The sequence below is a fragment of the Streptomyces sp. NPDC088812 genome (assembly GCF_044750285.1).
Taxonomy (GTDB): domain Bacteria; phylum Actinomycetota; class Actinomycetes; order Streptomycetales; family Streptomycetaceae; genus Streptomyces.
In genome coordinates this window covers 135,836-160,903 of the sequence record NZ_JBIVJP010000001.1, presented here as the reverse complement: position 1 = coordinate 160,903, position 25,068 = coordinate 135,836, and the positions used below count along the sequence as shown (strand labels likewise).

Sequence of the window (25,068 nt, the reverse complement as noted above, 5' to 3'; positions counted from 1 at the left end):
AACCCACCGAGGCACATGGCGACCGGCCATCCCCGGCTGCCGGGGCGCGGGACCACACCCGCACCGAACCGACCGAGGCACACGACGCCCGGCCACCCCGGACCGCCGGAGGCCGGAAGGACACCGCCGCCAGAGCGACCGGAGCGCGGAAGGACACCGCCGCCAGAGCGACCGGAGCGCGGAAGGACACCGCCGCCAGGACGACCGGAGCGCGGAAGGACACCGCCGCCAGAGCGACCGGAGCGCGGAAGGACACCGCGGCCAGGGCGACCGGGGAGTGGGGAGGCCGGTCGTGAAGGCACTGGTCGTGCGCCTCGACAGCTTCGGCGACGTACTGCTCGCCGGGCCCGCCGTCCGGGCGGTCGCGGCGCGCTGCTCCCGGGTGACGATGCTCTGCGGTCCGCAGGGCGCCCCCGCGGCCCGGCTGCTGCCCGGCGTAGACGAGGTGATCGTGTGGGAGGCGCCGTGGGAGGGCCCGCAGCCGCCCTCGGTCCGGGAGGCCGACGTCGAGGGTCTGGTGCGGCGGCTGCGGGAGGGCGCGTTCGGCGTCGCGCTCGTCCTCACGTCGTTCCACCAGAGCCCCCTGCCCACGGCCCTGGTGCTGCGTCTGGCGGGCGTCGGGCGGATCGGCGCCGACAGCGTCGACCACCCGGGCCGTCTGCTGGACGTACGGCACCGGCGGCTGCCCGGCCGGCACGAGGCGCAGGCCGCGCTCGACACGGCCGCGGCGATGGGCTTCCCGCCGCACGCCGGGGACGACGGCCGGCTGCGGGTGCTGCCGCCGCCCGACACCGTCGCGCTGACCGGCAACGGTCCGTACGTCGTCGTCCACCCCGGGGCCAGCGCGCCCGCCCGCGCCTGGAGTCCCGGGCGCTGCGCCGAGGCGGTGGCCCTGCTCGCCGAGGCCGGGCACCGCGTGGTCGTCACCGGCGGTCCCGGCGAGGCGGACCTCACCCGGCGGGTGAGCGGGGACACGGCGGTGGACCTCGGCGGCCGGACGGATCCGCGCACCCTGGCGGGCGTGCTGCGCACCGCCGACGTCGTGGTGTGCGGCAACACCGGCCCCGCCCATCTGGCGGCGGCCGTCGGCACGCCGGTGGTGTCGCTGTTCGCGCCCGTCGTACCAGCCGAGCGGTGGGCGCCGTACGGCGTGCCGAGCGTGCTGCTCGGCGATCAGCGGGCGCCCTGCGCGGACAGCCGGGCCCGGCACTGCCCCGTGCCCGGCCATCCGTGCCTGGAGGAGGTCACCGGCCGGGACGTGGTGCAGGCGGTGCGGAAACTCGTCGAGGAGCGTGCATGAACATTCTCGTCTGGCATGTACACGGCTCATGGCTGACGTCGTTCGTCCAGGGCCCGTACGACTTCCTCGTCCCGGTGACACCGGAGCGCGGGCCGGACGGGCTGGGGCGGGCCAGGACGTGGGAGTGGCCGCCCTCGGTGCGCGAGGTGGGCCCCGCCGGGCTGCGCGGGGCCGGCATCGACCTCATGGTGCTGCAACGCCCGCACGAGCTCGGCCTGGCCGAGGAGTGGACGGGCCGCCGGCCCGGCGTCGACGTCCCCGCCGTCTACGTCGAGCACAACTGCCCGCACGAGTCGGCCGTCGGCACCCGTCACCCCCTCGCCGACCGCACCGACATCACGCTCGTGCACGTCACCCACTTCAACCGGCTGATGTGGGACAACGGCCGCGCGCCGACCACCGTGATCGAACACGGCATCATCGACCCCGGCCACCTGTGGACGGGCGAGGAGCCCCGGGCCGCCGTCGTCGTCAACGAACCGGTGCGGCGCGGCCGTACCACCGGGACGGACCTGCTGCCCCGGTTCGCCCGCACCGTGCCGCTGGACGTCTTCGGCATGCGCACCGAAGGCCTCTGCGGCCGGCTCGGCCTGCCGCCCGACCGCTGCCGCGGCCGGGACCTGCCGCAGGGCGACCTGCACCCGGCGATGGCCCGCTGCCGCCTGTACCTGCATCCGGTCCGGTGGACGTCGCTCGGGCTCTCCCTGCTGGAGGCCATGTTCCTGGGGATGCCCGTGGTCGCGCTCGACACCACCGAGGTGCGGGAGGCCGTGCCCGCGGGAGCCGGGGTGGTCTCCAACCGGTTCGACGTGCTGGAGGACGCCGTCCGCCGCTTCACCGCGGACCCGGCGTACGCCCGCGCGACGGGGGAGGCCGCCCGGGCCGCGGTACAGGCCCGCTACGGAGAACGGCGCTTCCGCGACGACTGGGAGCGCCTGATCAAGGAGGTCACCCGATGAGCCCCAGCCACCCGACGGCCGGCCGCGTCGCCATGGTCTCCGAGCACGCCAGCCCCCTGGCCGAGCTCGGCGGCCCGGACGCGGGCGGACAGAACGTGTACGTGGCCCGCCTCGCCGGCCGGCTGGCCCGCAGGGGCCACGAGGTCGCCGTCTACACGCGGCGCGACGACCCCCGGCTGCCGGCCCGGGTCACCACGCCGGACGGGGTGAAGGTGGTGCATGTGCCCGCCGGACCGCCGGCTCCGATACCCAAGGACGAACTCCTGCCGTACATGCCGGAGTTCGGGGCGTGGCTGGCGCGGGAGTGGGCGGCGGAGCCACCCGATGTGGTGCACGCCCACTTCTGGATGTCGGGGATGGCGGCACTGGCCGGGGCACGCGCCCTGGGCGTGCCCGTGGTGCAGACGTACCACGCGCTCGGCACGGTGAAGAAGCGGCACCAGGGCGCCGCCGACACCAGCCCGCCGCAGCGCGTCGCGATCGAGACGGCGGTCGGCCGGGAGTGCGCCGGCATCGTCGCCACCTGTGCGGACGAGGTGTCCGAGCTGGTCGCCATGGGCCTGCCCCGCGACCGCATCTCCGTCGTCCCCTGCGGGGTGGACCCCACGCTGTTCGCGCCGGTCGCCGGCGCCCGCCGGCCCGCCTCCGCGCCCCGCCGGCTGCTGTCGGTCGGCCGGCTCGTCCCGCGCAAGGGCTTCGACCGGGCGATCCGCGCCCTGGCCGACGTGCCCGACGCCGAACTGTTCGTCGCGGGCGGGCCGGAACCGGCGCTGCTGGGCGCCGAACCGGAGGCGGAGCGGCTGCTCGCCCTCGCCGAGGAGTGCCAGGTCGCCGACCGGGTGACGTTGCTGGGCGGGGTGAGCCCGGACCGGATGCCGGGGCTGATGTCCGCGGCGGACGTCGTGCTGTCGCTGCCCCGCTACGAGCCGTTCGGGATCGTGCCGGTCGAGGCGATGGCCTGCTGCGCGCCCGTCGTCGCCTCCGCCGTCGGCGGCCAGCTCGACACCGTGGTGGACGACCTCACCGGCGTCCTGGTGCCCCCGGACGACGACCACGACCTCGGCGCGACCGTCCGTGCCCTCCTCGACGACCCGCCCCGGCTCGCCCGGTACGGCGCCGCCGGCCGGCGCCGCGTCCTCGCCCGCTACACCTGGGACCGCGTCGCCGACGGCGTGGCCCGGGTCTACGGCGCCGTGTCCTCCGTCCCCTCGCTCTCGGGAGTCGTCCGATGAAGAGCGTCACCGATGTCCCCCACTGCGACGACCTGATGAAGGCGCTCGAAGGGTTCCGCGAGTACGCCTCCCCCGTGCTGCGGCGGTGGGGTGCCGGCCTCGCCGGCCGGCTGGCGGCGGGGGCCCGGCTGCTGGTCGCGGGCAACGGCGGCAGCGCCGCCCAGGCCCAGCACCTCTCCGCCGAGCTGGTCGGCCGCTACCGCGACGACCGCCCGCCGTTCTCCGCGCTCGCCCTGCACGCCGACACCTCCGCCACGACCGCGATCGCCAACGACTACGGCGTCCAGGAGATCTTCGCCCGGCAGGTCACCGCGCACGGCAGGGCCGGGGACGTGCTGATGCTGCTGTCCACCAGCGGCGCCAGCGAGAACCTGCTCGTCGCGGCGGAGGAGGCCCACCGTCTAGGCCTGACCGTGTGGGCGCTGACCGGCCCGGCGCCCAATCCGCTGGAGGGGGCCGCGGACGGGGCGGTGTGCGTGGCGGCGGCGGCCGCCGCCACCGTGCAGGAACTGCACCTGGTGGCCGTCCACATGCTCTGCGAGTCCTTCGACCTGACGGTCGAGCGGCGCGCCGCCGTGGAGGGACGGCACTCGGCCGTCGACCGGCGGCGCGCCGCCGTCGAAGGACGGCAACCGGCCGTCGAACGGCAGCGCCCGGCCGCCGGGCAGTGGCCGGCCGCGGCGGGGAAGGACGGCGCATGAGTGCCCCGGCCCCGCTGCTCGTCGTGGGGGACGCGCTGCTCGACCACGACCTGTGCGGGCGGGCGGACCGGCTGGCTCCCGACGCGCCCGTCCCGGTCGTCAGCGGGGCGCGGCGCGCCTCCCGGCCCGGAGGGGCCGCCCTCACGGCCGTCCTCGCGGCGGCCGACGGCCGGCCCGTCACCCTGGTCACCGCGCTCGGCGACGACGAGGCGAGCGGGGCCCTGGCGGCACTGCTGGCCGACCGGGTGCGCCTGGTGCGGCTGCCGCTGGCCGGGGCCCTGTCCAGCAAGACCCGGGTCCTCGCGGAGGGCACGCCGCTGCTGCGCCTGGACGACGGGGAGGGCCGGGCTCTGGAGGCGACGGACGAGGCGCGACGGGCGGTCGAGGGTGCCGGTGCCGTCCTCGTCGCGGACTACGGCCGGGGCGCCGCCGGGGTCCTGCGCGAGGCGCTCCGGGCCGTGGCCGCGCGGGTGCCCGTCGTCTGGGACCCGCACCCGCGCGGGGAACGGCCGGTGCCCGGCGTGCGGCTCGTCACCCCGTCCGCGAGCGAGGCGCGGGCCTTCGCCGGCGGTGAACCGCCCGCCGACGCGCGTTCCCTGCGGACGGCGGCGCGGGACGCCGAGACCCTGGTCCGCACCTGGCGGGCGGCGTCCGTCGCGGTCACCCTGGGCGGGCGGGGCGCGCTGCTGTCGCACGGCGGCACGCCGCTGCTGGTGCCGTCGCCGGTCACGGCCGAGGGCGACGCCTGCGGGGCGGGCGACCGCTTCGCCGCCACCGCCGCCGGGTGCCTGGCGGACGGCGGACTCACCGAGACCGCCGTGCGGGAAGCCGTGCACGCGGCGACCCGGTACGTCGCCGAGGGGGGCGTCCGCTCCCTCGGGACGGCCCCGGACCCCTCCCCGCCCACGCCCGTGCCGGCCGACGGCGGACCGGCGCGGGACGCCGAGGGCGAACCGACGCGGGACGCCCTGCGCACGGCCGCCCGGGTCCGGGCCGCGGGCGGGACCGTGGTCGCCGCCGGCGGCTGCTTCGACCTCCTGCACGCCGGCCACGTCGCGCTGCTCCAGGCCGCCCGCCGCACCGGGGACTGCCTGGTGGTGTGCGTCAACTCGGACGCCTCCGTGCGCCGCCGCAAGGGCGGCGGACGGCCGCTCGTGCCGGTGGCGGACCGGATCCGGGTGCTGCGCGCGCTGGAGTGCGTGGACGCGGTCGCCGTGTTCGACGAGGACACCCCGGAGCGGCTGCTCGCCGAGCTGCGCCCGCACATCTGGGCGAAGGGCGGCGACTACGCCCTGGAACGGCTGCCGGAGGCGCCGCTCGTGGAGAGCTGGGGCGGGCAGGTCGTCCTCCTCCCCTACCTGGACGGCCGTTCCACCACGGGCATCGCCGCGAGGGCGGCCCGGTCGCCGCGGCCGTCCGGCCCGGCCCCGGAGCGGGAGCGCGGATGACGACGCGACCGCGGCTGCTGGTGCTGCGCGCGCTGGGTCTCGGCGACCTGCTCGCCGGGGTGCCCGCGCTGCGGGGCGTGCGCCGGGCCTTCCCCGGGCACCGGGTCGTCCTGGCGGTGCCCCCGGCGCTGCGCGAGGCCGCCCTGGCCACCGGGGCGGTGGACGACGTCCTGCCGGCGGAGGCTCCGCACCGGGGTGTGCCGTCGCTGGAGCACTGGCCGGGGCCGCCCCCGGACCTCGCGATCGACCTGCACGGCAACGGTCCCGCCAGCCGTGACGCGCTCGCCGCCCTCGCCCCGGGCCGGCTGCTGGCCTTCGCCCAGCCCGACCCCCCGCCCCCGGTGTGGCGGCCGGACGAGCACGAGCGCGCCCGGTGGTGCCGCTTCCTGCGGTCCTACGGCATCGCCGCCGACCCCGAGGACGTACGGCTGCCCGCCCCGGCCGGGGCCTCCCCGGCACCGGGTGCGGTGGTCGTCCACCCGGGCGCGGAGTCCGCCGCCCGCCGCTGGCCGGCCGGGCGGTACGCCGCCGTCGTGGGCGCGCTGCGCGCCGCCGGCCACCGTGTCGTGGTCACGGGCGGTCCGAAGGAGGACGCGCTGGTCCTGGACGTCGCCGCGCGCGCGGGGCTGCCGGGACGGGAGGTGCTGCGCGGCGGGCTGCCGTTCGGCGCGCTGTCGGCGCTGGTGGCGCGCGCCGCGCTGGTCGTCAGCGGCGACACGGGACTCGCGCATCTCGCGGTGGCCCACGCGACGCCGTCGGTGACGCTCTTCGGACCGGTCTCCCCGCGCCTGTGGGGCCCGCCCCGCCGCGCCCGCCACATCGCCCTGTGGAAGCCCGGGCCGCCCGGGGACCCGCACGGTGCCGTGCCCGATCCCCGGCTCCTGCGCATCCGGGCCGACGAGGCGACCGCCGCCGCCCTGGCGCTGCTGGCTCCCGGCCGGCCGACCGCCCCGCCGCACCAGGAGGAGGAAGCCCGTGTCCGCTGAGCCCCTGTCCGTCGAGCCCGTCCGCGAGGGGGTGCCGGACGACCGGATCACGGTGGCGGTGATCACCCGCGACCGGCGGGCCGGCGTCCTGCGGACCCTCGACGCCCTGGCCGCGCTGCCCGAGCGCCCGCCCGTCATCGTCGTCGACAACGGTTCCGACGACGCCACCTTCGAGGCGATCCGGCACCACCCGGCGGCCCCCCGCGTCCTCAGGCCGCACCGCAACACCGGCGCGGTGGGCCGCAACCTGGCCGTACGGCGCGCCACCACCCCGTACGTCGCGTTCAGCGACGACGACTCCTGGTGGACGCCGGGCGCCCTGCGGCGGGCCGCGGACCTGCTCGACGCCCACCCCCGGCTGGGTCTGGTGGCCGCCCGCACCGTGGTCGGCCCGGGCCGGGCGGAGGACCCGCTCAACGCCGTGCTCGCCGCGTCGCCGCTGCCGTACGAGGCCGATCTGCCGGGGCGTCCGGTGCTCGGTTTCCTGGGATGTGCCTGCGTGGTGCGCCGGGAGGCCTTCCTGGGGGCCGGCGGCTACCATCCGCTGCTGTTCTTCGGCGGCGAGGAGACCCTGCTCGCCTACGACCTCGCGGCGGCCGGCTGGGGGGTGACGTACGAGCCCGCCCTGACGGCCTGTCACCACCCGCAGCCGGGCGGCCGCGACGGGCGGCTCGCCCGCGTGCGCCGCAACGAGGTGCTGACCCTCTGGCTCCGCCGGCCCTTCAGGGTGGCGCTGCGCGCCACCGCGCGCCTGACGGCCGCCGCGGTCGCCGGTGAGCCGGGGGCCCGCAGCGCCCTGCGGGAGGTCGCGGTGCGGCTGCCCGCCGCGCTCGCCCGGCGCAGACCGCTGCCCCCGGCGGTGGAGCGGGCGGCCCGGCTGCTGGACCGGCCCGGCGCACCCGGCGGGCCGGCGTGAACACGGGCGCGAAGGACACCCGGACGACGGTGGTGGTCATCACCCACAACCGGCGCGCGGAGCTCCTGCGCACCCTCACGCGCCTGCGGGAGCTGCCCGAGCGGCCCTCGGTGATCGTCACCGACAACGGCTCGACCGACGGCACGGCCGCGGCGGTCCGGCGCGCCTTCCCCGAGGTCACGCTGCTGGAGCCGGGCCGCAACCTGGGCGCGGTCGGACGCAACCTCGCGGTGCGCCGGGTCCGGACGCCGTACGTCGCCTTCTGCGACGACGACACCTGGTGGGAGCCGGGCAGCCTGCGGCGGGCGGCCGACCTGCTCGACGAGCGGCCGCGGCTGGCCGGCGTCACGGCCCGTATCGTCGTGGAGCCCGGCGGCACCGAGGACCCCGTCGTCGAGGAGCTGCGCGAGTCGCCCCTGACCGGGCCGGACTCCCTGCCGGGGCCGGCCCTCGGCTCCTTCCTCGCCGCCGCCACCGTCCTGCGCACCGACGCCTTCCGGGCCGCTGGCGGCTTCCATCCCGGGCTGTGGCTCGGCGGCGAGGAGGAACTGCTGGCCACCGATCTGCTGCGGCAGGGCTGGTGGCTGAGCTACGTCGAGGAACTGACGGTCCATCACCAGGCATCGGTGCTCCGCGACAGCACCGCACGCCGGATCCTGGGCATCCGCAACACCCTCTGGTTCACCTGGCTGCGCCGCCCGCTCCTGCCGGCCCTGCGGCGCACCGCCCACCTGATGGCCACCGTCCCCCGCGACGCGGCGTCGGTGCGCGCCTTCGCGTACGCGGCCGCCGGTCTGCCCTGGGTACTGCGGCAGCGTTCCCCGGTGCCGCCGGAGATCGAGCGCCGGCTGGCGGCGCTGCAACGGGCCCGGCGGTCGTCGACGGCCCGCCGGTACGTGGGGTGAGGCGGTACGCGGGGTGAGGCCGGCCGGCGTCGCGGGCGCGGGACGTGCCGGTGGCCCACGCCGTCGTCCGGCCCACGCCGTCGTGGCGGCATCGGCCACCGGCACGTCACCGCGGGCCTGAGGAACCGCGGTCGTCCGGGCGGACGGGGTGGTGCTCAGGAACCGCTGCCGCCGCCCGCGCCCGCGTCCTCGTCCGCGTCGTCGCGCTCGCCCTCCGCCTGGGAGGGTGTCGTCTGCGGCTCGGGAACCGCGTCTCCGGACGCCTCGCGGGTGTCGACCTCCTCAGGCTCCTCCGGTTCGCCCTCGGCCTGGGACGGGGTGGTGTGCTCGGTCATGGTGGTCACTCCTCCTGACGTGTGACGGCGCCGCTGAGGCGGGGCAGCCGGTGGCGGCCCGCTCACTCCTCGGTGGCCCGCTGGGTCCAGGTCCAGGCGTACTGCAGCCAGTCCGCCAGCGTGACGGCGCCCAGGCCCGCGCAGACCAGGCGGGTGGCCCTGGGCGTCCAGGCGTAGGCCGCGACCAGGCCGCCCGCCGCCCACATGGACGAGCAGAACGGGCAGGACACCAGGTCGCCGACGGCGCGCCGCACGCCGTCGCCCCGGGGCTCGTCCATGACCTCCGCGCCCAGGGCGTGGCCCTTGCGGCGGGTGAACGGCGCCCGGACGAAGCTGGTGATCTTGTCCCTGGTGAGCAGCCGGGCCACCTTGTACGTGGCCGCGCCCAGCAGGACCACGTCCCACGGCGGCACCTGTTCGGGCAGCCGCACCCCCTGCCGTCGCGCCACGCCGGCGATCACGGCGGCAGCGGCCGTGAACGTACCGGCGAGCACCGCGTAGCCACCGAGCGGCACATCCTCCTCGCCGTCGCTCCGCTCCTCGTACCGCACGGCGTCAGCGGTCATGGCACCTCCTCGGACGGTCCGGGTCTCCACGGGCGCCCGAGTTCCCGCACCCGGGGGCGGCACACGCGCGCCGGCCCTCCTGGCGGGCGCCGCCGCCGGGGGCGGGCCGTACCCACCGGGCGCGCCCCCGGTCGCGCGACGTACTCACCGGGCCGCGCCCCCGGTCATGGGGCGCCTTGGGCCGCCCACCTGGCCCGTGGTGCGGGCCGGGCGGTGCCCCTGCCCCCATGAAGCGCACCGCGCCCTGCCCCCCGGCCCGCGGGGGCACACCGGACCGCGCCCCGCCCCACGGGGCAACACCGGACCGCGCCCCCGACCCATGAGGCGTACGGGGCCGCGTCCCGCCCCACGGGAGCACACCAGACCCCGCCCCGCCCCCGACAGCCGGAAGCGCCCCGCGGCCGTCCGGTTTGTGTCGGCGGGCAGCGGGAAGCCGGGGCGCAGGAACCGTTCGGCGGAGGGAGGCCGTATGCCCTCGCGTACGACGGCCACGGCCGCGCCGCCGTCCGGCGGGCGGTCATGAGGACGACCGGGCCGGGCGCTGCCGGCCCCCGGGAGCGGCTGGGCAACAGTCTTTTCGCCCGCGTCGCCGGACCGGACGGTCCGCGCAACCGCGCCCGCATCCACGGCACGCCCGGCCCCCGCTGGTTCGGTCCGGAGCGTCCCGTCCGCCGGGTGCACGCTGACGCGTCGATGTTCATCGGCGGGCTCTCCGCCCTGCTGCTGCAGTCGCTGCACCCGCTCGCCATGGCGGCCGTGGCCGCCCACTCCGGCTTCCGCGGCGACCCGTGGGGCCGGCTCCAGCGCACGAGCACCTTCCTGGCCACGACGACGTACGGCACCGCCGGGCACGCGCAGCAGGCGTGCGACCAGGTCAGGGCGGTCCACGCACGCATCCACGGGGTGACCTCGGACGGGGAGGCCTACCGTGCCTCGGACCCGCACCTGCTGGGCTGGGTCCACGTCGCCGAGATCGACAGCTTCCTCCGGGCCCACCAGCGCTACGGCCGGCACCCCCTGTCGGACGACGAGTGCGACGGCTACGTGGCGGACACGGCCCGGATCGCCCTGGCGCTCGGGGTCCCCGACCCGCCGCGCACCCGGGACGAACTGGCCGCGCGACTGGCGTCGTACCGCCCGGAGCTCAGGGCCACCGCGGCGGCCCTGGACACCACGCGCTTCCTGCTGCTGAACCCGCCCGTCCCGCTCGCCGCGCGCCTGCCCTACGGCGTGCTGGCCGCCAACGCCGTGTCGCTGCTGCCCGGCTGGGCCGCCGACGAACTGCGCCTGCCGCGGCTCCCGTTGGTCGACGCCCTCTGCGTACGGCCCCTCGGTACCGCCGTCACGATGACGATCCGCTGGGCACTGGCACCGGCCCGGCGCGCGCCGGTCGTACCGCCGGACACCCCGTGACCGCACGGGTGCGCCGTCGCCCGGGCACACCCGCTCCCCGCGCCCGAGCATCCGCCGGTCCGGTGGGTGGGGAACCCGGGCGGGCGGGCGGACGTTTCCGTCGGGGCGAGGCGACGGGCCCGCCCGCCGGTGGACGGAGCGGGGGAGACACGATGAGCGAGAAGGCCCGGAAGCTGTTCGAGGCGCTCGACCTGGACCAGGACGGGACGCTGACCCGTGAGGAGGTGATCACCGCCCTGCGGACGAAGGGCCCGTCGCTGGCCGCGTCGGGCGATCTGCCGTTCTGGGGGGTGGGGGACGGCGACGCCTCCTCGGCGCTGTTCGACGCCGCCGACCAGAACGGGGACGCGGTGCTGACCCTGGAGGAGTTCGCGGCGGTCGTGGACCGGCGTTTCGGCTGGCGCTGACAGGGCCGACGCGGGGAGGGAGCGGGCGCCCGCCGGGACGACCGCCGTCCCGGTCGGCGGGGCGCCCGCCGGGGCGGTCGGCGGGGCGGACGGCAGGGCGCCCGCCGGGACGGTCGGCGGGGCGGACGGCAGGGCGCCCGCCGGGACGGTCGGCGGGGCGGACGGCAGGGCGCCTGCCGGGACGGTCGGCGGGGCGGACGGCAGGGCGCCTGCCGGGACGGTCGGCGGGGCGGACGGCGGGGCGCCTGCCGGGACGACCGCCGGGACGGTCGCCGGGGCGGTCGGTGGAGGGACCCGGTGCCGGCCCGTCGGCCGGGCCTCGGCCCACGTGGTGGGGGCCGCCCCGTGGTGCGACGCTTGAGGCAGGGGTGTCCGAGGAGGGCGACCGGGAGGGCCGATGGGACGGGACGTCCCGGCGATGGTCTTCACCCGCGAGGACCGCCGCCGGTACCGGATCAAGATGCAGGGGTGCCTCGACGCGTTCGCCCAGATGCTGCGCGAGGCACGGTTCGAGTCCGAACGGCCCCAGGTGGGGCTGGAGATCGAGCTGAACCTGGTGGACGGGGCGGCCGAGCCGGCGATGCGCAACAGCGATGTGCTGGAGGCGATCGCGGACCCCGCCTGGTCGACCGAGCTGGGCCGGTTCAACCTCGAGATCAACGTTCCGCCGCGCCGTCTGACGGAGGGCGGCCCCGACGCGTGGGAGTCGGAGATCCGCGCGGCGCTGAACCACGCCGACCAGCGCGCCCGCTCGGTCGGCGCCCATCTGATCATGATCGGCATCCTGCCCACCCTGCGGCAGGAGGACATCGGTGAGGGCTCGTTGTCCGAGAACCCGCGCTACCGCCTGCTCAACGACCAGGTGTTCGCGGCCCGGGGCGAGGACCTGCGCATCGAGGTGGACGGCGTCGACCGACTGCGGACCTACGCGGACACGATCACTCCGGAAGCCGCCTGCACCAGCACCCAGTTCCACCTCCAGGTCTCCCCGGAGGAGTTCCCCGGCTACTGGAACGCGGCGCAGGCGATCGCCGGGGTCCAGGTGGCGCTGGCGGCCAACTCGCCCTTCCTGTTCGGCAAGGAGCTGTGGCACGAGACGCGGATCCCGCTGTTCGAGCAGGCGACCGACACCCGCCCGCAGGAGATCAAGGTCCAGGGGGTCCGGCCCCGGGTGTGGTTCGGGGAGCGGTGGATCAACAGCGTCTTCGACCTGTTCGAGGAGAACCTGCGCTACTTCCCGGCGCTGCTGCCCCTGTGCGACGAGCAGGACCCCCGGCAGACCTTGGACCGGGGCGACGTCCCCGAACTCGCCGAGCTCACCCTGCACAACGGCACCATCTACCGCTGGAACCGCCCGGTCTACGCCATCGCCCACGACACCCCGCACCTGCGGGTGGAGAACCGGGTGCTGCCCGCCGGCCCGACCGTCGCCGACACCCTCGCCAACGGCGCCTTCTACTACGGCCTCACCCGCGCGCTGGTGGAGGAGGAGCGGCCGGTGTGGTCGCGGATGTCGTTCTCGGCCGCCGCGGACAACCTGCACACGGCGGCCCGGCAGGGCATCGAGGCACGGCTGTACTGGCCAGGGATGGGCGAGGTACCGGTGCCCGAGCTGGTCCTGCGGCGTCTGCTGCCGCTGGCGCACCGCGGGCTGGAGCTCTCCGGCATGGACGACGCCTGGCGGGAGCCGCTGCTCGGCGTGATCGAGCAGCGGTGCGTCACCGGCCGCAACGGTGCGCTGTGGCAGAAGGAGATGTTCCGTCACCTGTCCGCCGCCACCCGCCCCGGCCGCCACGAGGCGCTGCGCAGGATGACGCAGCTCTACATCGACTACATGCACCTCAACGCCCCCGTGCACACCTGGCCCGTCGACTGAGCCCCCGTCGCCCGCAACCGGACCGGCCCGAGCCGGTGTCTCAGTCCGCGTGACCCGGCGGTCCGGCACCGCGGACCGGCGGCCTGCCGCGGCTGGGGGGGGACGGCGATGAGCGCATGGGCGGTACCGGGGTACTCCGAGTCGTTCGAGCTCGGCTCCGGAGCGGGCGGCCGCGTGGTCTCGGCCGTGCACGACCGGACCGGTGTGCCGGTCGCCGTGAAGTACCTCGGCGAGTCGCTGCGGACGCGCCCCGACTTCGTGCGCGGCTTCCGCACGGAGGCGGAACTCCTCGGCGGGCTGCACAGTCCGTACGTGGCCGGTCTCTACGAGTACGTCGAGGCGGCCGACGGCGCGGCCATCGTGATGGAGCTGGTGGACGGGGTCTCCCTGCGGACTGCGAGATCCGATGACCACACCACCCCACGACCCGCCCCCCGACACCCGGGCCACCCCCGCACCCGCACCCGGCGCCATGCCCATGGCTGCCGCCGCCGACGACGACGGCTACAGCGCCACCGTGCTGGCCGGCCACTGGTTCCAACGGCCGGGACCGGACACGGGGACCCACACGGCGGTGCCGACGCCGCGGGCCGGTCCGACGGCGTCCGGGGACACCGACCCGACCGTCCTGCGCTTCGGCCCCGGGGGTGACCGCCGCCCTGGCCCGTCACCCGCGGGCGGCGCTTCCCGCACCGCCGCTCCCGCCGCCCGCACCGCCGCGCCGGCGCCGCCACGCCCTGCCCGCTCTCGTCCTGGCCGCGCCCTCGCGTTCGTGTTCTGGCGGCAGCACTCGGCGGGGCCCGTCGCCGTGCGCGAGGTGACGGTGACCGCGGCCCGGCAGAGCACGGGCTGCGACGGGACCGCCGACGTCGTCGCGGTCGTCCGCACGGACGGCGGGCCCGGCACGTTCTCCTACCGGTGGGTGCGCAACGACTGCACGGCCTCGGACCTGCTCCACGCCACCGTCGCCGGCGGCCCCCGGCACACCCGGCTGCACCTGCTCTGGACCTTCGAGGGACAGGGCCGGTTCACCGCCGCGGCGGAGTTGCGCGTCCTGTCCCCCGTCCGGCGCGCGGCCGAGGTCCGGTTCTCCTACGACTGTCCCTGACGGCGCTCGTACGACCGCCCCGGCCGACGCGACCGCCCGGCCGCCCCCGGCCGCCCCCGGTCGCTCCTCGGCCGGTCAGGCGATGCCCCCGTTGGCGAACAGGACCTGGCCGTTGACCCAGCGTCCCGGGCCGGCCAGGAAGGCGACGGTCTCGGCGATGTCCTCCGGCCGGCCGAGGCGCTCCAGCGGGGGCTGCGCGGCGAGGCGGTCGACGGCCGCCCGGTCCTTGCCCTCCAGGAAGAGGGGCGTCGCCGTGGGCCCCGGCGCGACGGCGTTCACGGTGATGTCGCGGCCGCGCATCTCGCGGGCGAGCACCATCGTCATGGCCTCGACGGCGCCCTTGGTCGCGGCGTAGGCGGCGTAGGCGGGGAAGGCGAGCCGGGTCACCGAGGTGGAGAAGGTGACGACGGCGCCGCCGTCGCGGACCCGGCGGGCCGCCTGCTGGGCGACGACGAACGTGCCGCGGATGTTGGTCCGGGACATCCGGTCGAACGTGTCGAGATCGAACTCGGCGACCGGCCCCAGCTGCATGACGCCCGCAGTGTGGACCACGACGTCGATCCCGCCGAAGGCCTTCTCCACCTGGTCGAAGGCCTCGCTCATGGCGGTCTCGTCGGCGACGTCGCCGGTGACCGCGACCGCCCGGCCGCCGCTCCGCCCGATCGCGGCGACGGTCTCGTCGGCGGCGGTCCGGTTGCCCGCGTAGTGCACCCCGACGGCCATGCCGTCGGCGGCCAGGCGGTGGGCCACGGCGCGGCCGATGCCGCCGGAGGCCCCGGTGACGAGGGCGACTCGAGTGGTGTCGGACATGGTGTGCCTCCGCATTCTTATGGACGTACCGTCCATATAACCACTTTGTGAACGCGTCGTCCATATGTAGGGTGGAGAAACGGTCCTCACCACGACAGCAGGAGGACCGGACGCTCACCACGGGAAGGCCGACACATGCCGGAGCGGACGGGACGACGGACGGAGTCCCCGGAGCGGACGGAGTCCCCGAAGCGGGCGGAGTCCCCGAAGCGGGCGGAGCGGGAGGAGGCCCCGCGGGTCCGGCGCGGCCGGGGCCGGCGCCCGGCCGCCGAGGTGCGGGCCGCCACCCTCGACGCGGCCGGAACCCTGCTCCTGCGCGGGGGCATGGGCGCCTTCACGATCGAGGCGGTCGCCGCGGAGGCCGGCGTCAGCAAGACGACGATCTACAAGTGGTGGCCCTCCAAGGGGGCGCTCGCCCTCGACGGCTACTTCCACGCGGTGGAGTCCGCGCTGACCTTCCCGGACACCGGGGACATCGAGGCCGACCTGACGGCGCAGCTCCGCGCGTTCGTCCACGTCGTCACCGGGACGCCCGCCGGGCAGGTGATCGCCGAGCTCATCGGGCAGGCGCAGACCGACCCCGACCTGTCCGCCGCCCTGCTGGAGCGCTACTCCGGCCCCCGCCGCGAGCTGGCGGTCCGCACGATACGCAGGGCGCAGTCACGGGGCCAGGTGCGCGCGGACGTCGATCCCGAGGTCCTGGTCGACCAGCTCTGGGGCGCCTGCTACCACCGGCTGCTGATGCCCAGCCTGCCCGTGACGGAGGAGTTCGCCGTGAGCCTGGTGGCCAACCTCATGCGGGGCGTACGCGCCTGAGCGGCCGGCTCCCCACAGGCTGGCCGCCGCCGTGGTCGCCGTCGCCCCGCCCGGCGCTCCCGGCATCCCGGCATCCCGGCATCCCGGTCGGATGCGATGCGCGGAGGAGGCCCGTCGGCGCCCTGACGGCGACGGCACCCGCCGGCCCCGTCACAGGATCTCCTGCTCCGCCCAGATGATCTTCCCCTCGGCCGTGTACCGGGCGCCCCAACGATGGGCGAGCTGCGCCACCAGGAACAGGCCGCGGCCCCCCTCGTCCGTGCTGCGGGCGTGCCTCAGACGCGGGGCGGTGCTGCTGGCGTCGGCGACCTCGCAGGTCAGGTGCCCGTCGCGGAGCAGTCGCAGCCGTATGGGGGGTTCGGCGTGGCGGATGGCGTTGGTGACCAGCTCGCTCACGATGAGTTCCGTCGTCATGGCCAGCTCGTCCAGTCCCCAGGCCGCCACCTGGCGGGTGGCGCAGGCCCGGACGTCGCCGACGGCGGCCGGGTCCACGGGCACGTCCCAGGAGGCGATCCGGTCGGTGCCCAGCGCGTGGGTACGGGCCAGGAGCAAGGCGATGTCGTCGGGCTGGGGCCGGGGCACGAGGTGCCGCACCGCGGTGGAACACAGGCTGCCGAGATCGGTGTCGGAGCGGGCCAGCACCTCGCCGAGCCGGGCCATGCCCCGCTCGACGTCGCCGTCGCTCCCCCGCACGAGCCCGTCCGTGTACAGGCCGATCAGGCTGTTCTCGGCGAGCTCGATCTCACCGGCCTCGAACGCCATCCCGCCCAGCCCGAGCGGAGGGCCGGCCGGGGGCTCCGGGAACGACACCCGTCCGTCGGGGGCGACGACCACGGGCGGCGGGTGTCCGGCCCGGGCCATCGTGCACCGCCGGGTGACGGGGTCGTAGACGGCGTACAGACAGGTCGCCCCGAGGAAGGCGGCCGTGGTGCGCCGGGCCGTCTCGTCGTCGGTGCGCTCCGCGCTCAGCCGGAGCACGAGGTCGTCGAGGTGGGCCAGGAGTTCGTCGGGGGGCAGCTCCATGTCGGCGAGGGTCTGCACCGCGGTGCGCAGCCGGCCCATGGTCGCCGCGGCGGTGATGCCGTGGCCCACGACGTCGCCGACGACCAGGCCCACGCGCGCCCCGGACAGGGGGATCACGTCGAACCAGTCACCGCCCACCCCGCCCGTCGCGTCCGCCGGGAGGTACGAGGAGGCCACCTCCAGCGCGGTGCCGCCCGACAGGGCGTGGGGCAGCAGGCTGCGCTGGAGGGTGACCGCCGCCGCGTGCTCCCGGGTGTAGCGGCGGGCGTTGTCGACGCACAGTGCCGCCCGCGCCACCAGGTCCCGCGCCAGCAGCAGGTCGTCGGGCCGGAACGACACCGGGTTGAGCGTCCGTATGAACGTGGTCAGGCCCAGGACGGTGTTCCGTGCCCGCATCGGTACGGAGATGAGGGAGTGCAGCCCGAACTCCCGGATGGTCGCCGCCCGTTCGGGCTGCTCGGTGACCCACAGGTCGTCGGACGCGTCGAGGACGGGCAGCAGGAGCGGCTCGCCGTGGACGAGGAAGTCCGCGTCGTACGGCGGGGGGAGGAAGCCAGCCCGCTCGCCGACCCGGGCCACGGCCTCCGGGCAGCCCTCGCGCACCGAGCTCAGTCCGGCGCGGCGCAGTACCGGCCGGGCGGGGGCCGGTCCGGCGTCCATCAGCCACGCACCGTGCCCCTCGGTGCTGAGGACCGGCTCCAGCAGGTCGACGACGACGAAGTCGGCGAAGCGGGGAACGGCGAAGTCGGCGAGTTCCTGCGCGGTGCGCATCACGTCCAGGGTGGTGCCGACGCTGGTACCGGCCTCGTTCACCAGTGACAGCAGCCGACGGGCGCTCCACCGCTCGGTGACGTCCAGGACGAGGTAGCAGACACCGGTGACGGTCTCGTCGGCGTCCACCAGGGGGAAGAAGGACATGGAGTAGGCGTGCCGGCGGTGCGGGTCGGCCCAGCTCCATCCGACGAACTCGTAGTCGGGGACCGGGGCCTTGGTCCTCAGGACCGTGCGCATGAGTTCTTCGAGGGCGTCGGTCCGCAGCCCGGGCAGGAGGTCGCTCAGCCGGCGTCCCAGACGCTGTTCGCGGGGCACCCCGCCGATGCGTTCCAGGGTGTCGTTCACCCATACGAAGCGCAGGTCCCGGTCCATCACCGCCATGCCGACCGGGGAGCGGGTCAGGAAGCCGTCGAGCACGGACCGGCCCACCGTCCACTCCTGCCGCTGCGGGCGCGCCGAGAGCAGGAAGCACTCGTCGTCGCCGATCCGGAAGGACGCGGAGACCCGCAGGTCCACGTCGACGGAGCGGCCGTCGCGGTGCCGCAGGGGGACCAGGCCGCTCCATCCCCGTCCGGCGCGGCACCGCTGCGCGACGGCGGCCACCCGGGCCGGGTCGTGGGGCATCGCCACCAGGCGGGCCGCGGAACCGCCGACGGTCTCGGACGCCGGGTGGCCGAGGATTTCCTCGGCGGCCGGGGTCCAGCCCACCACCCGGCCGTCCGCGGACACCACCGCCGCCGCGTCGGTGGACGCGTCGAGGAGGTCGCGCGGTGCTGCGGGCGCCGGCCCGCCGGAAGCCTGGGGCGCAGGTTCCACGGGTGCCGTCCGGTCCGTCGGGGTGCCGTCCTCCACACGACCATGTTCCTGCGTGTCCGGCCGATGTGCACGGTTCCCGCGGGTGCGGCCGACGTACACGGTTCCCGCGTGTGCGGCCGGGTACGGACCTCCCGGCGCACCCTCGCGTTTGGGGACGCCGCCCGCGGGAGGCAGCATGGAGGTACCGGTGGTCGGAACCGGGCGGGCGCCGCTACCGGAGGAGGTCACTTTCGTCCCGCCGAGCGGTGGAGGTCGATGCCGGATGACAGCCGACGACTCCCTCCCGTTGGACGGGGACGCGTACCGTCCGGAGGGTCCCGCGTCCACCGGTCTGCTGGACGTGCTGAGCGTGGCCGCGATGGTCCTCGACACCGAGGGCCGCATCGTGTTCTGGACTCCGCAGGCGGAGGAACTGATCGGCTACAGCGCCGAGGAGGCGCTCGGCCAGTACGCGGCCCGGCTGATCATCCACCCCGAGCATCTGAAGGCCGTCGTGAAGCTGTTCACGGAGGTGCTGGAGACGGGCCGGAGCTGGGCCGGTGCCTTCCCCGTCCGGCACAAGGACGGCAGCAGCCGGCTGATGGAGTTCCGCAACATGCGGCTCCAGGACGATCTCGGTGACGTGTACGCCCTGGGCATCGCGGCCGACCACTCCCTGCTCCAGCGGGTGGAGACCGATCTGGCGCTGTGCGAGCGGCTGATCGACCAGTCCCCGATCGGTCTGGCGCTGCTCGACCCCGACCTGCGGTACCTGCTGGTCAATCCGGCGCTGGAGCGCATCGACGGCATCCCCGCCGAGGACCATGTCGGCCGTCTGCTCCGGGAGACCCTGCCGCTGTCCGACGTCCGGACCATCGAGTCGGCGCTGCGGCAGGTCCTCACCACCGGCACCCCGCTCCTCGACCAGTACCACGTGGGCCGTCCCCCGACCGACCCGGACCAGGAACACGCCTGGTCCCTGTCGTTCTACCGGCTGGAGGACCCCGGCGGGCGGGTCCTCGGCGCGGCCCTGTCGGTCGTCGACGTCACGGAACGGCACCGCGCGGCCGCCGAGGCCGACCGGGCCCGGCGCCGCCTCGCGCTCATCGCCGACGCATCCGCCCGCGTGGGCACCACGCTGGAGGTGGAGGAGACCGCCCGGGAGCTGGCCGAGATCGCGGTGCCCCAGCTCGCCGACGTGGTCGCCGTGGACGTCCTCGACTCGGCCCTGTCCTGCCGGCGCGCGCGCCGACCGGACAACGGCCCCGAGCTCTTCCGGGCCCTCGCGCTCAAGGCGGACCAGCCGACGGTGGCCCTGCGCGCCGCCGATCCTCCCGGCGACCTGACGGCCTACGACGGCGACCGTCTGGTCACCCTGTGCGTCCACACCGGCCGGCCGGTCCTGGTGCCCCACGTCGGCGAGCGGGACCTGCCGCGCATCGCCCGGGACGCCGAGGCCGGTTCCCTGCTGGCCCGCGCCGGTGTCCACTCGTACCTGGCCGTGCCGTTGATCGCCCATGGCGAGGTGCTCGGCGTCCTCGATCTCAAGCGCACCCGCAATCCGCTGCCGTTCGACGAGGACGACGTCGTGCTCGCCGCCGAGCTGGCCGGGCGTGCCGCCGTGGCGATCGACAACGCCCGCTGGTTCCAGAGCGTGCGCAACACCTCCCTCACCCTCCAGCGCAGCCTGCTGCCCGACCACCCGCCCCGGCACACCGGTCTGGAGCTCGCCTCCCGCTACCAGCCCGCGCAGGCCACCAGCGAGGTCGGCGGCGACTGGTACGACGTGATCCCCCTGACCGGCGACAAGACCGCACTGGTCGTCGGGGACGTCATGGGCAACGGCATCGACGCCGCCGCCACGATGGGCCGGCTGCGGACCGCCACCTGCGCCTACGCCGACCTCGACCTCGATCCGGCCGCCGTGCTCCAGCACCTGGACAAGATCACCTGCGATCTGGAGCACTACATCGTGACCTGCCTGTACGCCGTATTCGATCCGCGCACCCGGGAGTGCCGCGTCGCCAACGCCGGCCACATGCCGCCCGCGCTGTCCGGGCCCGGCCGTGCACCCAGGCTGCTCGACCTGCCCTCCGGCGCCCCGCTGGGCGTCGGAGGCGTCCCCTTCGAGACGACGACCGTCGTCCTCGACCCCGGCGATCTGCTGGTCCTCTACACCGACGGCCTCGTCGAGACCCGCAGCCATCCCATCGACGACCGCCTCGACACCCTGCTCGGGTTCCTCGACGAACCGCACCGGCGGCTGGAGGAGACCTGCGACCTCCTGCTCTACGGCCTGCGCCACCCCGACGACCACGACGACGTCGCCCTGCTCGTCGCCCGGGCCCTGTGATCCGGCCGCGCGCGGTGAACCGGACGCGCGCGGTGAACCGGACGCCGGGGACGCGGCGCCGCTCACCGTGCGCCGCGGGCCGGGTTCACCGGCGAGCGGCCGTCAGGCTCTGTAGGGGGCCGGCGGGAAGGAGGGAGGGCCCGGCGTGATGACACGTGCCAGATCGCGGTGGATCCGCTCGGCGTCGCGGCGCACCTGGTCGGGCACGTCACCCCGTTCGGTAATGAGACGGGCGTAGATCGGGGTCTCCTGGAACATGGCCGGTGACTTCCTCACGGTGCGGGAACGGTGTCCGTGGTCCGGCCCCGGTCGCCGCACCTGCGGTGGCGGCGGCACCGGACCACGCCCTACACCTTAAAGATCTCCACTGACACCCGGTGCCCCGGCTACCTCCGCTGGGCGGCGAGGCGGACCGGGGCGTTGGCGGCGCCGTAGCCGCCGTAGCCGCCGGTGCGCTGCACGAGTTCGAGGAAGACATGGCCGACGGTCGCGGTGTAGCAGTGCCGGAACTCGCCGCCCCGCTCGTCGCGGTCGTACAGGATGCCGAGCTCGCGGTACGTCTCCAGTTCGTCCGCGGGGAGCTCGTACCGTGCCTGGAGGTCGTCGTAGTAGTTCGCCGGGATCCGCAGGAGTTCGGCGCCCTCCTCCCGGACGCGGCGCGCCGTCGTCACGATGTCCTCGACGGCGAAGGCGACGTGCTGGGGGCGGCTTCCGCTCGCGTCGTCCGGGCCGGGCGCGAGGTTGAGGACGATCCTGGGTCCGCCGTGCGGGGCGGTCAGGGCGCGGCTGCGGAAGAGCCCGTAGGGATCGGCGAGGTCGACGGTGTCGTGCGGTCGCAGGCCCAGGACGGCGCGGTGGAAGAGGACCGCCTCGTCGAAGTGGTGCCAGGGCTGGGTGAGGGCGAGGTGGTCGATGCCGGTGATGCCGCCGGCCGGGCTCGGGGCGTCGTGGAGCGGCTCGAAGTCGTCGGTCCAGCTGGGCAGTCCGGGCCGGTCGGTCGCGCAGTGGAGCAGTTCGGTGCCGTCCGGTGCGGCGATGGCCTCCAGGGGGACGTCATGGACCGCGCGCCGCTTGGGGAGCGCGGGAGCGAGGAGGGCCTCTGCGCGCCGTGCCGCGGCCGCCGGGTCGGGGGTCTCCAGTCCGATGGCCGCGAGGGTGGTTCCCGCGCGGCGCGTCGAGGTGCCGGTGTTGACCAGGACACGGGCGGCGCCCTGCTGCCACAGCTCGACGGGTTTGCCGCGGTGGCGGCCGGTGCGGGCGAATCCGAGTGCGGTGAGCAGCTTGCCGACGGGCTCGGGGTCGCCGGCGGCCAGCTCCGCGAAGGCCACTCCGGAGGGGACGACGGGGGCGGGCAGGGGTGAGACGCCGGCGTTCTCCTCCAGAGCGAGCAGCGACCGCAGTCCGTCCACCGCGGTGCGGCCCGCGTCGGCCTGGCGGAAGACGTCGTTGAAGACCTCCAGGGAGAGCGGGCCGTCGTAGCCGGCGTTCAGGACGTGGCGGACGAGACCGGTGACGTCGAAGCCGCCCTGGCCGGGGAAGCAGCGGTAGTGGCGGCTCCACTGGAGGACGTCCATGGCCATCAGCGGGGCGTCGGCCAGTTGCAGGAAGAAGATCTTCTCGCCGGGGATGTCCTCGATGCCCCGGGGGTCGGAGCCCCGGGAGAGGATGTGGAAGCTGTCCAGGCACACGCCGAGTGCGGGGTGGTCGGCCTGTTCGACGATGCGCCAGGCATGGTCGTAGGTGCTGACGTGCCGTCCCCAGGCGAGCGCCTCGTAGGCGACGCGGATGCCGAAGTCCTGGGCGAGGTCGGCGAGCCGGCCGAGCTGCCGGGCGGCCAGGGAGTCGTCGGCGAGGGTCTGCGGGGAGACGTTGGAGCAGACCAGGACGGTGTCGGCGCCGAGCCTGCGCATCAGGTCGAACTTGTGCCGGGCGCGTCGCAGGTTGTGGTCGAAGAGGTCTTCGGGGACACCCTCGATGTCGCGCATCGGCTGGTAGAGGTCGATGCTCAGGCCGAGGTCGGCGCAGCGGGCGCGGATCTCCTCGGGGGTGAGAGGGGCGGCGACCAGGTCGTTCTCGAAGATCTCGACCCCGTCGAAGCCCGCCCGTGCGGCGGCCGTGAGCTTCTCGGTGAGCGTGCCGCTGAGGCAGACGGTGGCGATCGACTTACGCATGCGTCCTCCCGACGCTGATCCGGGTCCGGCCCGCGCGTCCGGCCGGGCCGGCGCTCGCCCCGCGTCCGGGCGCCGCCGGCCCGGCCGTCGTCGTGAGAACTGCTGCTGTCACTGGAACTCCAAGCTGACCACTAGGCGGATCGACAGGTCCACTGTACGGTCACGGTAGAGGAGGGCGAGGCACCGGACAAGGAAGCACCGCCCGCGACGGGCCTCGCCGGTCAACGTTCGGGGGGCGCCCGCACCACCCCTTCCCTCCCCCTGCCCACCGGGCTGCCGCCACTGAGGCAAGGGTGACGTCCTACCGGCCGGACTCCATCCACGGAGTGGACCATGAAGACCGTTGCACGGCACCTGGAAGGGCGGCGGGGGCCGCTCTTCCGGGTCCCGGTACGGCGCCTGCGTCATTGCGGTTACCGTGGTCCGCAGAGCGGACTGCCGTCCTGGCCGACGGGGGCCGCGACGGGCGGCACGAGCAGGGAGACGACGGGTGGACGGCGGCGAGACGGCACGGGCCGAGGACGAACGGGAGCAGCCGGGCACCGGCGTGCGCAGTGTGCGCCGGGCCGTCGACATCCTCAACCTGCTGGGGGAGGACCGGCCGGTCGTCACCCTGCGTGAGATCACGGAGGCCACGGGGCTGGCGAAGACCACCGCGCTGCGCCTGGTGCAGACCCTGGAGGAGACCGGACTGCTCGGCTCGCACCCTGCCGGTTACACGGCGGGCCCCGGGCTGTGGCGCTGGGCCTACCTCGCCCGCGGCCGGTGGGAGGCGCCGCGGGAGACCCGCAAGGTGATGCGCGACCTCGCCGACCGGCTGGGCGAGACCGTGAACATCTTCGTCGCCCGGGACGTCCAGCGCGTCTGCGTCGCGCACGAGGAGAGCCCCCACCCGCTGCGCCACGTCGTCGACGTCGGCGACGAACAGCCGCTGTGGGCCGGCGCCTCCTCCAAGGTCCTGCTGCGCGACGCCTCCGACGCCGTCCTGCGCCGGGTCGCCCTCGCCTCACCGTACGGCGAGGCGCACACCGACCGGCTGCGCGCCGGGGCCGCCGAGACGGCCCAGCGCGGCTACGCCGTCAGCAGCAGCGAGTTCGACGAGGGGCTCACCGCCGTCGCCGTGCCGGTCACCGGCCGCTCGGGGTCGGTCGTCGCCTCCCTCTCCGTGAGCGGGCCCAGCCACCGCTTCCCGTACGAGGCGGTGGAGCGCTTCGCCGCCGAACTCGCCGCGGCCGCCCGCCTCATCTCCGCCCAGGGCTTCAGCCACCCGCTGAACAGCGGTCACTGACCCCCGTCAGGGAGCTTCCCGCGACGACGGCCGCGGGCCGCGGCGCAGGAAGCGGATCACCGGACGGCCGTGCGCGGTGGTGACCTCGGCGCGGACGCCGTACACCTCCTCGATCAGCTCCGCGGTCAGGACGTCGCCCGGAGTCCCCTCGGCGACCGCGCGTCCCTCCCGGAGCACCAGCAGCCGGTCGCCGTACATGGCGGCCAGATTGAGGTCGTGCAGGGCGATCACGGTGGTCACCGGGAGACCGGCGACGAGGTCCAGCAGGTCGAGCTGGTGCTGGATGTCGAGGTGGTTGGTCGGCTCGTCGAGCAGCAGTTCGCGGGGTTCCTGGGCGAGGGCGCGGGCGATCTGGGCGCGCTGGCGTTCGCCGCCGGACAGGGTGTGCCAGGACTGGGCGGCCCGCCCGGCCAGGCCCGTGCGCTCCAGGGCCTCGGTGACGGCCCGCGCGTCCGCCGCCGTGGCGGCCGTCCAGGCCCGGCGGTGGGGGATGCGGCCGAGGGCGACGACGTCGCGGACGGTCAGCTCGCTCTGGGTGTGGGCGTGCTGCTCGACGGTGGCGACACGGCGGGCGGTGGCCCGGCGGCCGACCTGCGACAGGGGCCGCCCGTCCAGGGTGACGACGCCGGCCGTGGGGGCGAGGACGCCGGCGAGCAGCCGCAGCAGGGTCGACTTGCCCGACCCGTTGGGGCCGATGAGGCCCACCGTCTCGCCGGGGCGGAGGGCGAGGGTCAGGCCGTCGAGGATGAGCCGGCCGTCGGCACGGCGGGTGACACGGCTCGCGCGCAGCCCGGACGCCTCGTCCGCCTCGTCCGCCTCGTCCGCCTCGTCCGCCGCGTCCGCCGCGTCCGCCGCGTCCGTCATGTCCGCCGCGGCCCCGGCGTCG

At 75.8% G+C, this 25,068-nt stretch carries 22 protein-coding genes and 1 pseudogene; 16 read left to right on the top strand and 7 right to left on the bottom strand.

What is annotated here, in order from left to right; genetic code table 11:
* The first annotated feature begins 292 nt into the window (after positions 1 to 292).
* Genes ACIP67_RS00735 through ACIP67_RS00700 form a run of 8 tightly spaced genes read left to right on the top strand, consistent with a single transcriptional unit; the run spans position 293 to position 8,447 of the window.
* Positions 293 to 1,300 carry a glycosyltransferase family 9 protein gene (locus ACIP67_RS00735; protein ID WP_401685294.1) on the top strand — a complete coding sequence of 336 codons (1,008 nt, stop codon included), beginning with the start codon at positions 293 to 295 and terminating at the stop codon, positions 1,298 to 1,300.
* A complete protein-coding gene (locus tag ACIP67_RS00730) occupies positions 1,297 to 2,259 on the top strand; it encodes a glycosyltransferase (RefSeq protein WP_401685291.1) in 963 nt (320 codons plus the stop codon). Before ACIP67_RS00735 ends, ACIP67_RS00730 begins: the two co-directional genes overlap by 4 nt.
* Entirely contained in the window at positions 2,256 to 3,491 is a 1,236-nt protein-coding gene (locus ACIP67_RS00725; RefSeq protein ID WP_401685289.1) for a glycosyltransferase, read from the top strand. The genes ACIP67_RS00730 and ACIP67_RS00725 overlap by 4 nt, the downstream gene beginning before the upstream one ends.
* Complete coding sequence (locus ACIP67_RS00720) at positions 3,488 to 4,192, top strand: SIS domain-containing protein (protein ID WP_401685286.1); 705 nt, start codon at positions 3,488 to 3,490, stop codon at positions 4,190 to 4,192. The genes ACIP67_RS00725 and ACIP67_RS00720 overlap by 4 nt, the downstream gene beginning before the upstream one ends.
* Positions 4,189 to 5,640 (top strand): D-glycero-beta-D-manno-heptose 1-phosphate adenylyltransferase, encoded by a 1,452-nt coding sequence (gene rfaE2, locus ACIP67_RS00715; RefSeq protein WP_401685284.1) that lies wholly within the window; start codon positions 4,189 to 4,191, stop codon positions 5,638 to 5,640. Before ACIP67_RS00720 ends, rfaE2 begins: the two co-directional genes overlap by 4 nt.
* Complete coding sequence (locus ACIP67_RS00710) at positions 5,637 to 6,626, top strand: glycosyltransferase family 9 protein (RefSeq protein ID WP_401685281.1); 990 nt, start codon at positions 5,637 to 5,639, stop codon at positions 6,624 to 6,626. Before rfaE2 ends, ACIP67_RS00710 begins: the two co-directional genes overlap by 4 nt.
* Entirely contained in the window at positions 6,616 to 7,542 is a 927-nt protein-coding gene (locus ACIP67_RS00705; RefSeq protein WP_401685278.1) for a glycosyltransferase family 2 protein, read from the top strand. The genes ACIP67_RS00710 and ACIP67_RS00705 overlap by 11 nt, the downstream gene beginning before the upstream one ends.
* A complete protein-coding gene (locus tag ACIP67_RS00700; protein WP_401685275.1) occupies positions 7,539 to 8,447 on the top strand; it encodes a glycosyltransferase family 2 protein in 909 nt (302 codons plus the stop codon). The genes ACIP67_RS00705 and ACIP67_RS00700 overlap by 4 nt, the downstream gene beginning before the upstream one ends.
* Positions 8,448 to 8,602: 155 nt before the next feature.
* On the opposite strand, the gene ACIP67_RS00695 is transcribed toward ACIP67_RS00700, so the two are convergent.
* Both ACIP67_RS00695 and ACIP67_RS00690 read right to left on the bottom strand, forming a co-directional pair.
* Positions 8,603 to 8,782 (bottom strand): hypothetical protein, encoded by a 180-nt coding sequence (locus tag ACIP67_RS00695; RefSeq protein ID WP_401685272.1) that lies wholly within the window; start codon positions 8,780 to 8,782, stop codon positions 8,603 to 8,605.
* Between the two features lie 62 nt (positions 8,783 to 8,844).
* Entirely contained in the window at positions 8,845 to 9,348 is a 504-nt protein-coding gene (locus tag ACIP67_RS00690; protein ID WP_401685269.1) for a DUF1360 domain-containing protein, read from the bottom strand.
* 519 nt (positions 9,349 to 9,867) lie between these two features.
* Here ACIP67_RS00690 and ACIP67_RS00685 point away from each other — a divergent pair.
* The 5 genes and pseudogenes from ACIP67_RS00685 to ACIP67_RS00665 all read left to right on the top strand — a co-directional run bounded on the left by ACIP67_RS00685 (position 9,868) and on the right by ACIP67_RS00665 (position 14,152).
* Positions 9,868 to 10,761 (top strand): oxygenase MpaB family protein, encoded by an 894-nt coding sequence (locus ACIP67_RS00685; RefSeq protein ID WP_401685266.1) that lies wholly within the window; start codon positions 9,868 to 9,870, stop codon positions 10,759 to 10,761.
* 152 nt (positions 10,762 to 10,913) lie between these two features.
* Positions 10,914 to 11,168 carry an EF-hand domain-containing protein gene (locus tag ACIP67_RS00680; RefSeq protein ID WP_401685263.1) on the top strand — a complete coding sequence of 85 codons (255 nt, stop codon included), beginning with the start codon at positions 10,914 to 10,916 and terminating at the stop codon, positions 11,166 to 11,168.
* Positions 11,169 to 11,565: 397 nt separating this feature from the next.
* A complete protein-coding gene (locus ACIP67_RS00675) occupies positions 11,566 to 13,044 on the top strand; it encodes a glutamate--cysteine ligase (protein WP_401685260.1) in 1,479 nt (492 codons plus the stop codon).
* 108 nt (positions 13,045 to 13,152) lie between these two features.
* Positions 13,153 to 13,449, top strand: a pseudogene (locus tag ACIP67_RS00670) (protein kinase); the annotation flags it as partial.
* Between the two features lies 1 nt (position 13,450).
* Entirely contained in the window at positions 13,451 to 14,152 is a 702-nt protein-coding gene (locus ACIP67_RS00665) for a hypothetical protein (RefSeq protein ID WP_401686816.1), read from the top strand.
* 75 nt (positions 14,153 to 14,227) lie between these two features.
* Here ACIP67_RS00665 and ACIP67_RS00660 read toward each other — a convergent pair whose 3' ends face one another.
* On the bottom strand, positions 14,228 to 14,962 hold the full coding sequence (locus ACIP67_RS00660; RefSeq protein ID WP_401685257.1) for an SDR family oxidoreductase: 735 nt from the start codon (positions 14,960 to 14,962) through the stop codon (positions 14,228 to 14,230).
* Positions 14,963 to 15,097: 135 nt separating this feature from the next.
* On the opposite strand from ACIP67_RS00660, the gene ACIP67_RS00655 reads away from it, so the two are divergent.
* Complete coding sequence (locus ACIP67_RS00655) at positions 15,098 to 15,778, top strand: TetR/AcrR family transcriptional regulator (RefSeq protein ID WP_401685254.1); 681 nt, start codon at positions 15,098 to 15,100, stop codon at positions 15,776 to 15,778.
* A gap of 150 nt (positions 15,779 to 15,928) precedes the next feature.
* Here the strand turns inward: ACIP67_RS00655 and ACIP67_RS00650 are convergent, their stop codons facing one another.
* The gene (locus ACIP67_RS00650; RefSeq protein ID WP_401685251.1) at positions 15,929 to 18,391 is read right to left on the bottom strand and encodes a SpoIIE family protein phosphatase; all 2,463 of its coding nucleotides are present in this window, start codon (positions 18,389 to 18,391) and stop codon (positions 15,929 to 15,931) included.
* A gap of 262 nt (positions 18,392 to 18,653) precedes the next feature.
* On the opposite strand from ACIP67_RS00650, the gene ACIP67_RS00645 reads away from it, so the two are divergent.
* On the top strand, positions 18,654 to 20,723 hold the full coding sequence (locus ACIP67_RS00645; protein ID WP_401685249.1) for a SpoIIE family protein phosphatase: 2,070 nt from the start codon (positions 18,654 to 18,656) through the stop codon (positions 20,721 to 20,723).
* 102 nt (positions 20,724 to 20,825) lie between these two features.
* Here ACIP67_RS00645 and ACIP67_RS00640 read toward each other — a convergent pair whose 3' ends face one another.
* The gene (locus ACIP67_RS00640; RefSeq protein ID WP_389516137.1) at positions 20,826 to 20,981 is read right to left on the bottom strand and encodes a hypothetical protein; all 156 of its coding nucleotides are present in this window, start codon (positions 20,979 to 20,981) and stop codon (positions 20,826 to 20,828) included.
* A gap of 128 nt (positions 20,982 to 21,109) precedes the next feature.
* Complete coding sequence (locus ACIP67_RS00635; protein ID WP_401685246.1) at positions 21,110 to 22,894, bottom strand: bifunctional sugar phosphate isomerase/epimerase/4-hydroxyphenylpyruvate dioxygenase family protein; 1,785 nt, start codon at positions 22,892 to 22,894, stop codon at positions 21,110 to 21,112.
* 490 nt (positions 22,895 to 23,384) lie between these two features.
* On the opposite strand from ACIP67_RS00635, the gene ACIP67_RS00630 reads away from it, so the two are divergent.
* Entirely contained in the window at positions 23,385 to 24,182 is a 798-nt protein-coding gene (locus ACIP67_RS00630; RefSeq protein WP_401685243.1) for an IclR family transcriptional regulator, read from the top strand.
* Between the two features lie 6 nt (positions 24,183 to 24,188).
* Here ACIP67_RS00630 and ACIP67_RS00625 read toward each other — a convergent pair whose 3' ends face one another.
* Positions 24,189 to 25,046: an ABC transporter ATP-binding protein gene (locus ACIP67_RS00625; RefSeq protein ID WP_401686742.1), complete on the bottom strand. Its 858-nt coding sequence runs from the start codon at positions 25,044 to 25,046 to the stop codon at positions 24,189 to 24,191.
* Between the last annotated feature and the right edge of the window lie 22 nt (positions 25,047 to 25,068).

What these genes read in the sequence shown, in the direction of transcription:
- ACIP67_RS00685 (WP_401685266.1), top strand. Translation starts at nt 9,868, where the DNA reads ATGAGGACGACCGGGCCGGGCGCTGCCGGCCCCCGGGAGCGGCTGGGC.
- ACIP67_RS00665 (WP_401686816.1), top strand. Translation starts at nt 13,451, where the DNA reads ATGACCACACCACCCCACGACCCGCCCCCCGACACCCGGGCCACCCCC.
- ACIP67_RS00680 (WP_401685263.1), top strand. Translation starts at nt 10,914, where the DNA reads ATGAGCGAGAAGGCCCGGAAGCTGTTCGAGGCGCTCGACCTGGACCAG.
- ACIP67_RS00635 (WP_401685246.1), bottom strand. Translation starts at nt 22,894, where the DNA reads ATGCGTAAGTCGATCGCCACCGTCTGCCTCAGCGGCACGCTCACCGAG.
- ACIP67_RS00625 (WP_401686742.1), bottom strand. Translation starts at nt 25,046, where the DNA reads ATGACGGACGCGGCGGACGCGGCGGACGCGGCGGACGAGGCGGACGAG.
- ACIP67_RS00690 (WP_401685269.1), bottom strand. Translation starts at nt 9,348, where the DNA reads ATGACCGCTGACGCCGTGCGGTACGAGGAGCGGAGCGACGGCGAGGAG.
- ACIP67_RS00640 (WP_389516137.1), bottom strand. Translation starts at nt 20,981, where the DNA reads ATGTTCCAGGAGACCCCGATCTACGCCCGTCTCATTACCGAACGGGGT.
- ACIP67_RS00720 (WP_401685286.1), top strand. Translation starts at nt 3,488, where the DNA reads ATGAAGAGCGTCACCGATGTCCCCCACTGCGACGACCTGATGAAGGCG.
- ACIP67_RS00710 (WP_401685281.1), top strand. Translation starts at nt 5,637, where the DNA reads ATGACGACGCGACCGCGGCTGCTGGTGCTGCGCGCGCTGGGTCTCGGC.
- ACIP67_RS00660 (WP_401685257.1), bottom strand. Translation starts at nt 14,962, where the DNA reads ATGTCCGACACCACTCGAGTCGCCCTCGTCACCGGGGCCTCCGGCGGC.
- ACIP67_RS00645 (WP_401685249.1), top strand. Translation starts at nt 18,654, where the DNA reads ATGACAGCCGACGACTCCCTCCCGTTGGACGGGGACGCGTACCGTCCG.
- ACIP67_RS00725 (WP_401685289.1), top strand. Translation starts at nt 2,256, where the DNA reads ATGAGCCCCAGCCACCCGACGGCCGGCCGCGTCGCCATGGTCTCCGAG.
- ACIP67_RS00675 (WP_401685260.1), top strand. Translation starts at nt 11,566, where the DNA reads ATGGGACGGGACGTCCCGGCGATGGTCTTCACCCGCGAGGACCGCCGC.
- ACIP67_RS00655 (WP_401685254.1), top strand. Translation starts at nt 15,098, where the DNA reads ATGCCGGAGCGGACGGGACGACGGACGGAGTCCCCGGAGCGGACGGAG.
- ACIP67_RS00730 (WP_401685291.1), top strand. Translation starts at nt 1,297, where the DNA reads ATGAACATTCTCGTCTGGCATGTACACGGCTCATGGCTGACGTCGTTC.
- ACIP67_RS00695 (WP_401685272.1), bottom strand. Translation starts at nt 8,782, where the DNA reads ATGACCGAGCACACCACCCCGTCCCAGGCCGAGGGCGAACCGGAGGAG.
- rfaE2 (WP_401685284.1), top strand. Translation starts at nt 4,189, where the DNA reads ATGAGTGCCCCGGCCCCGCTGCTCGTCGTGGGGGACGCGCTGCTCGAC.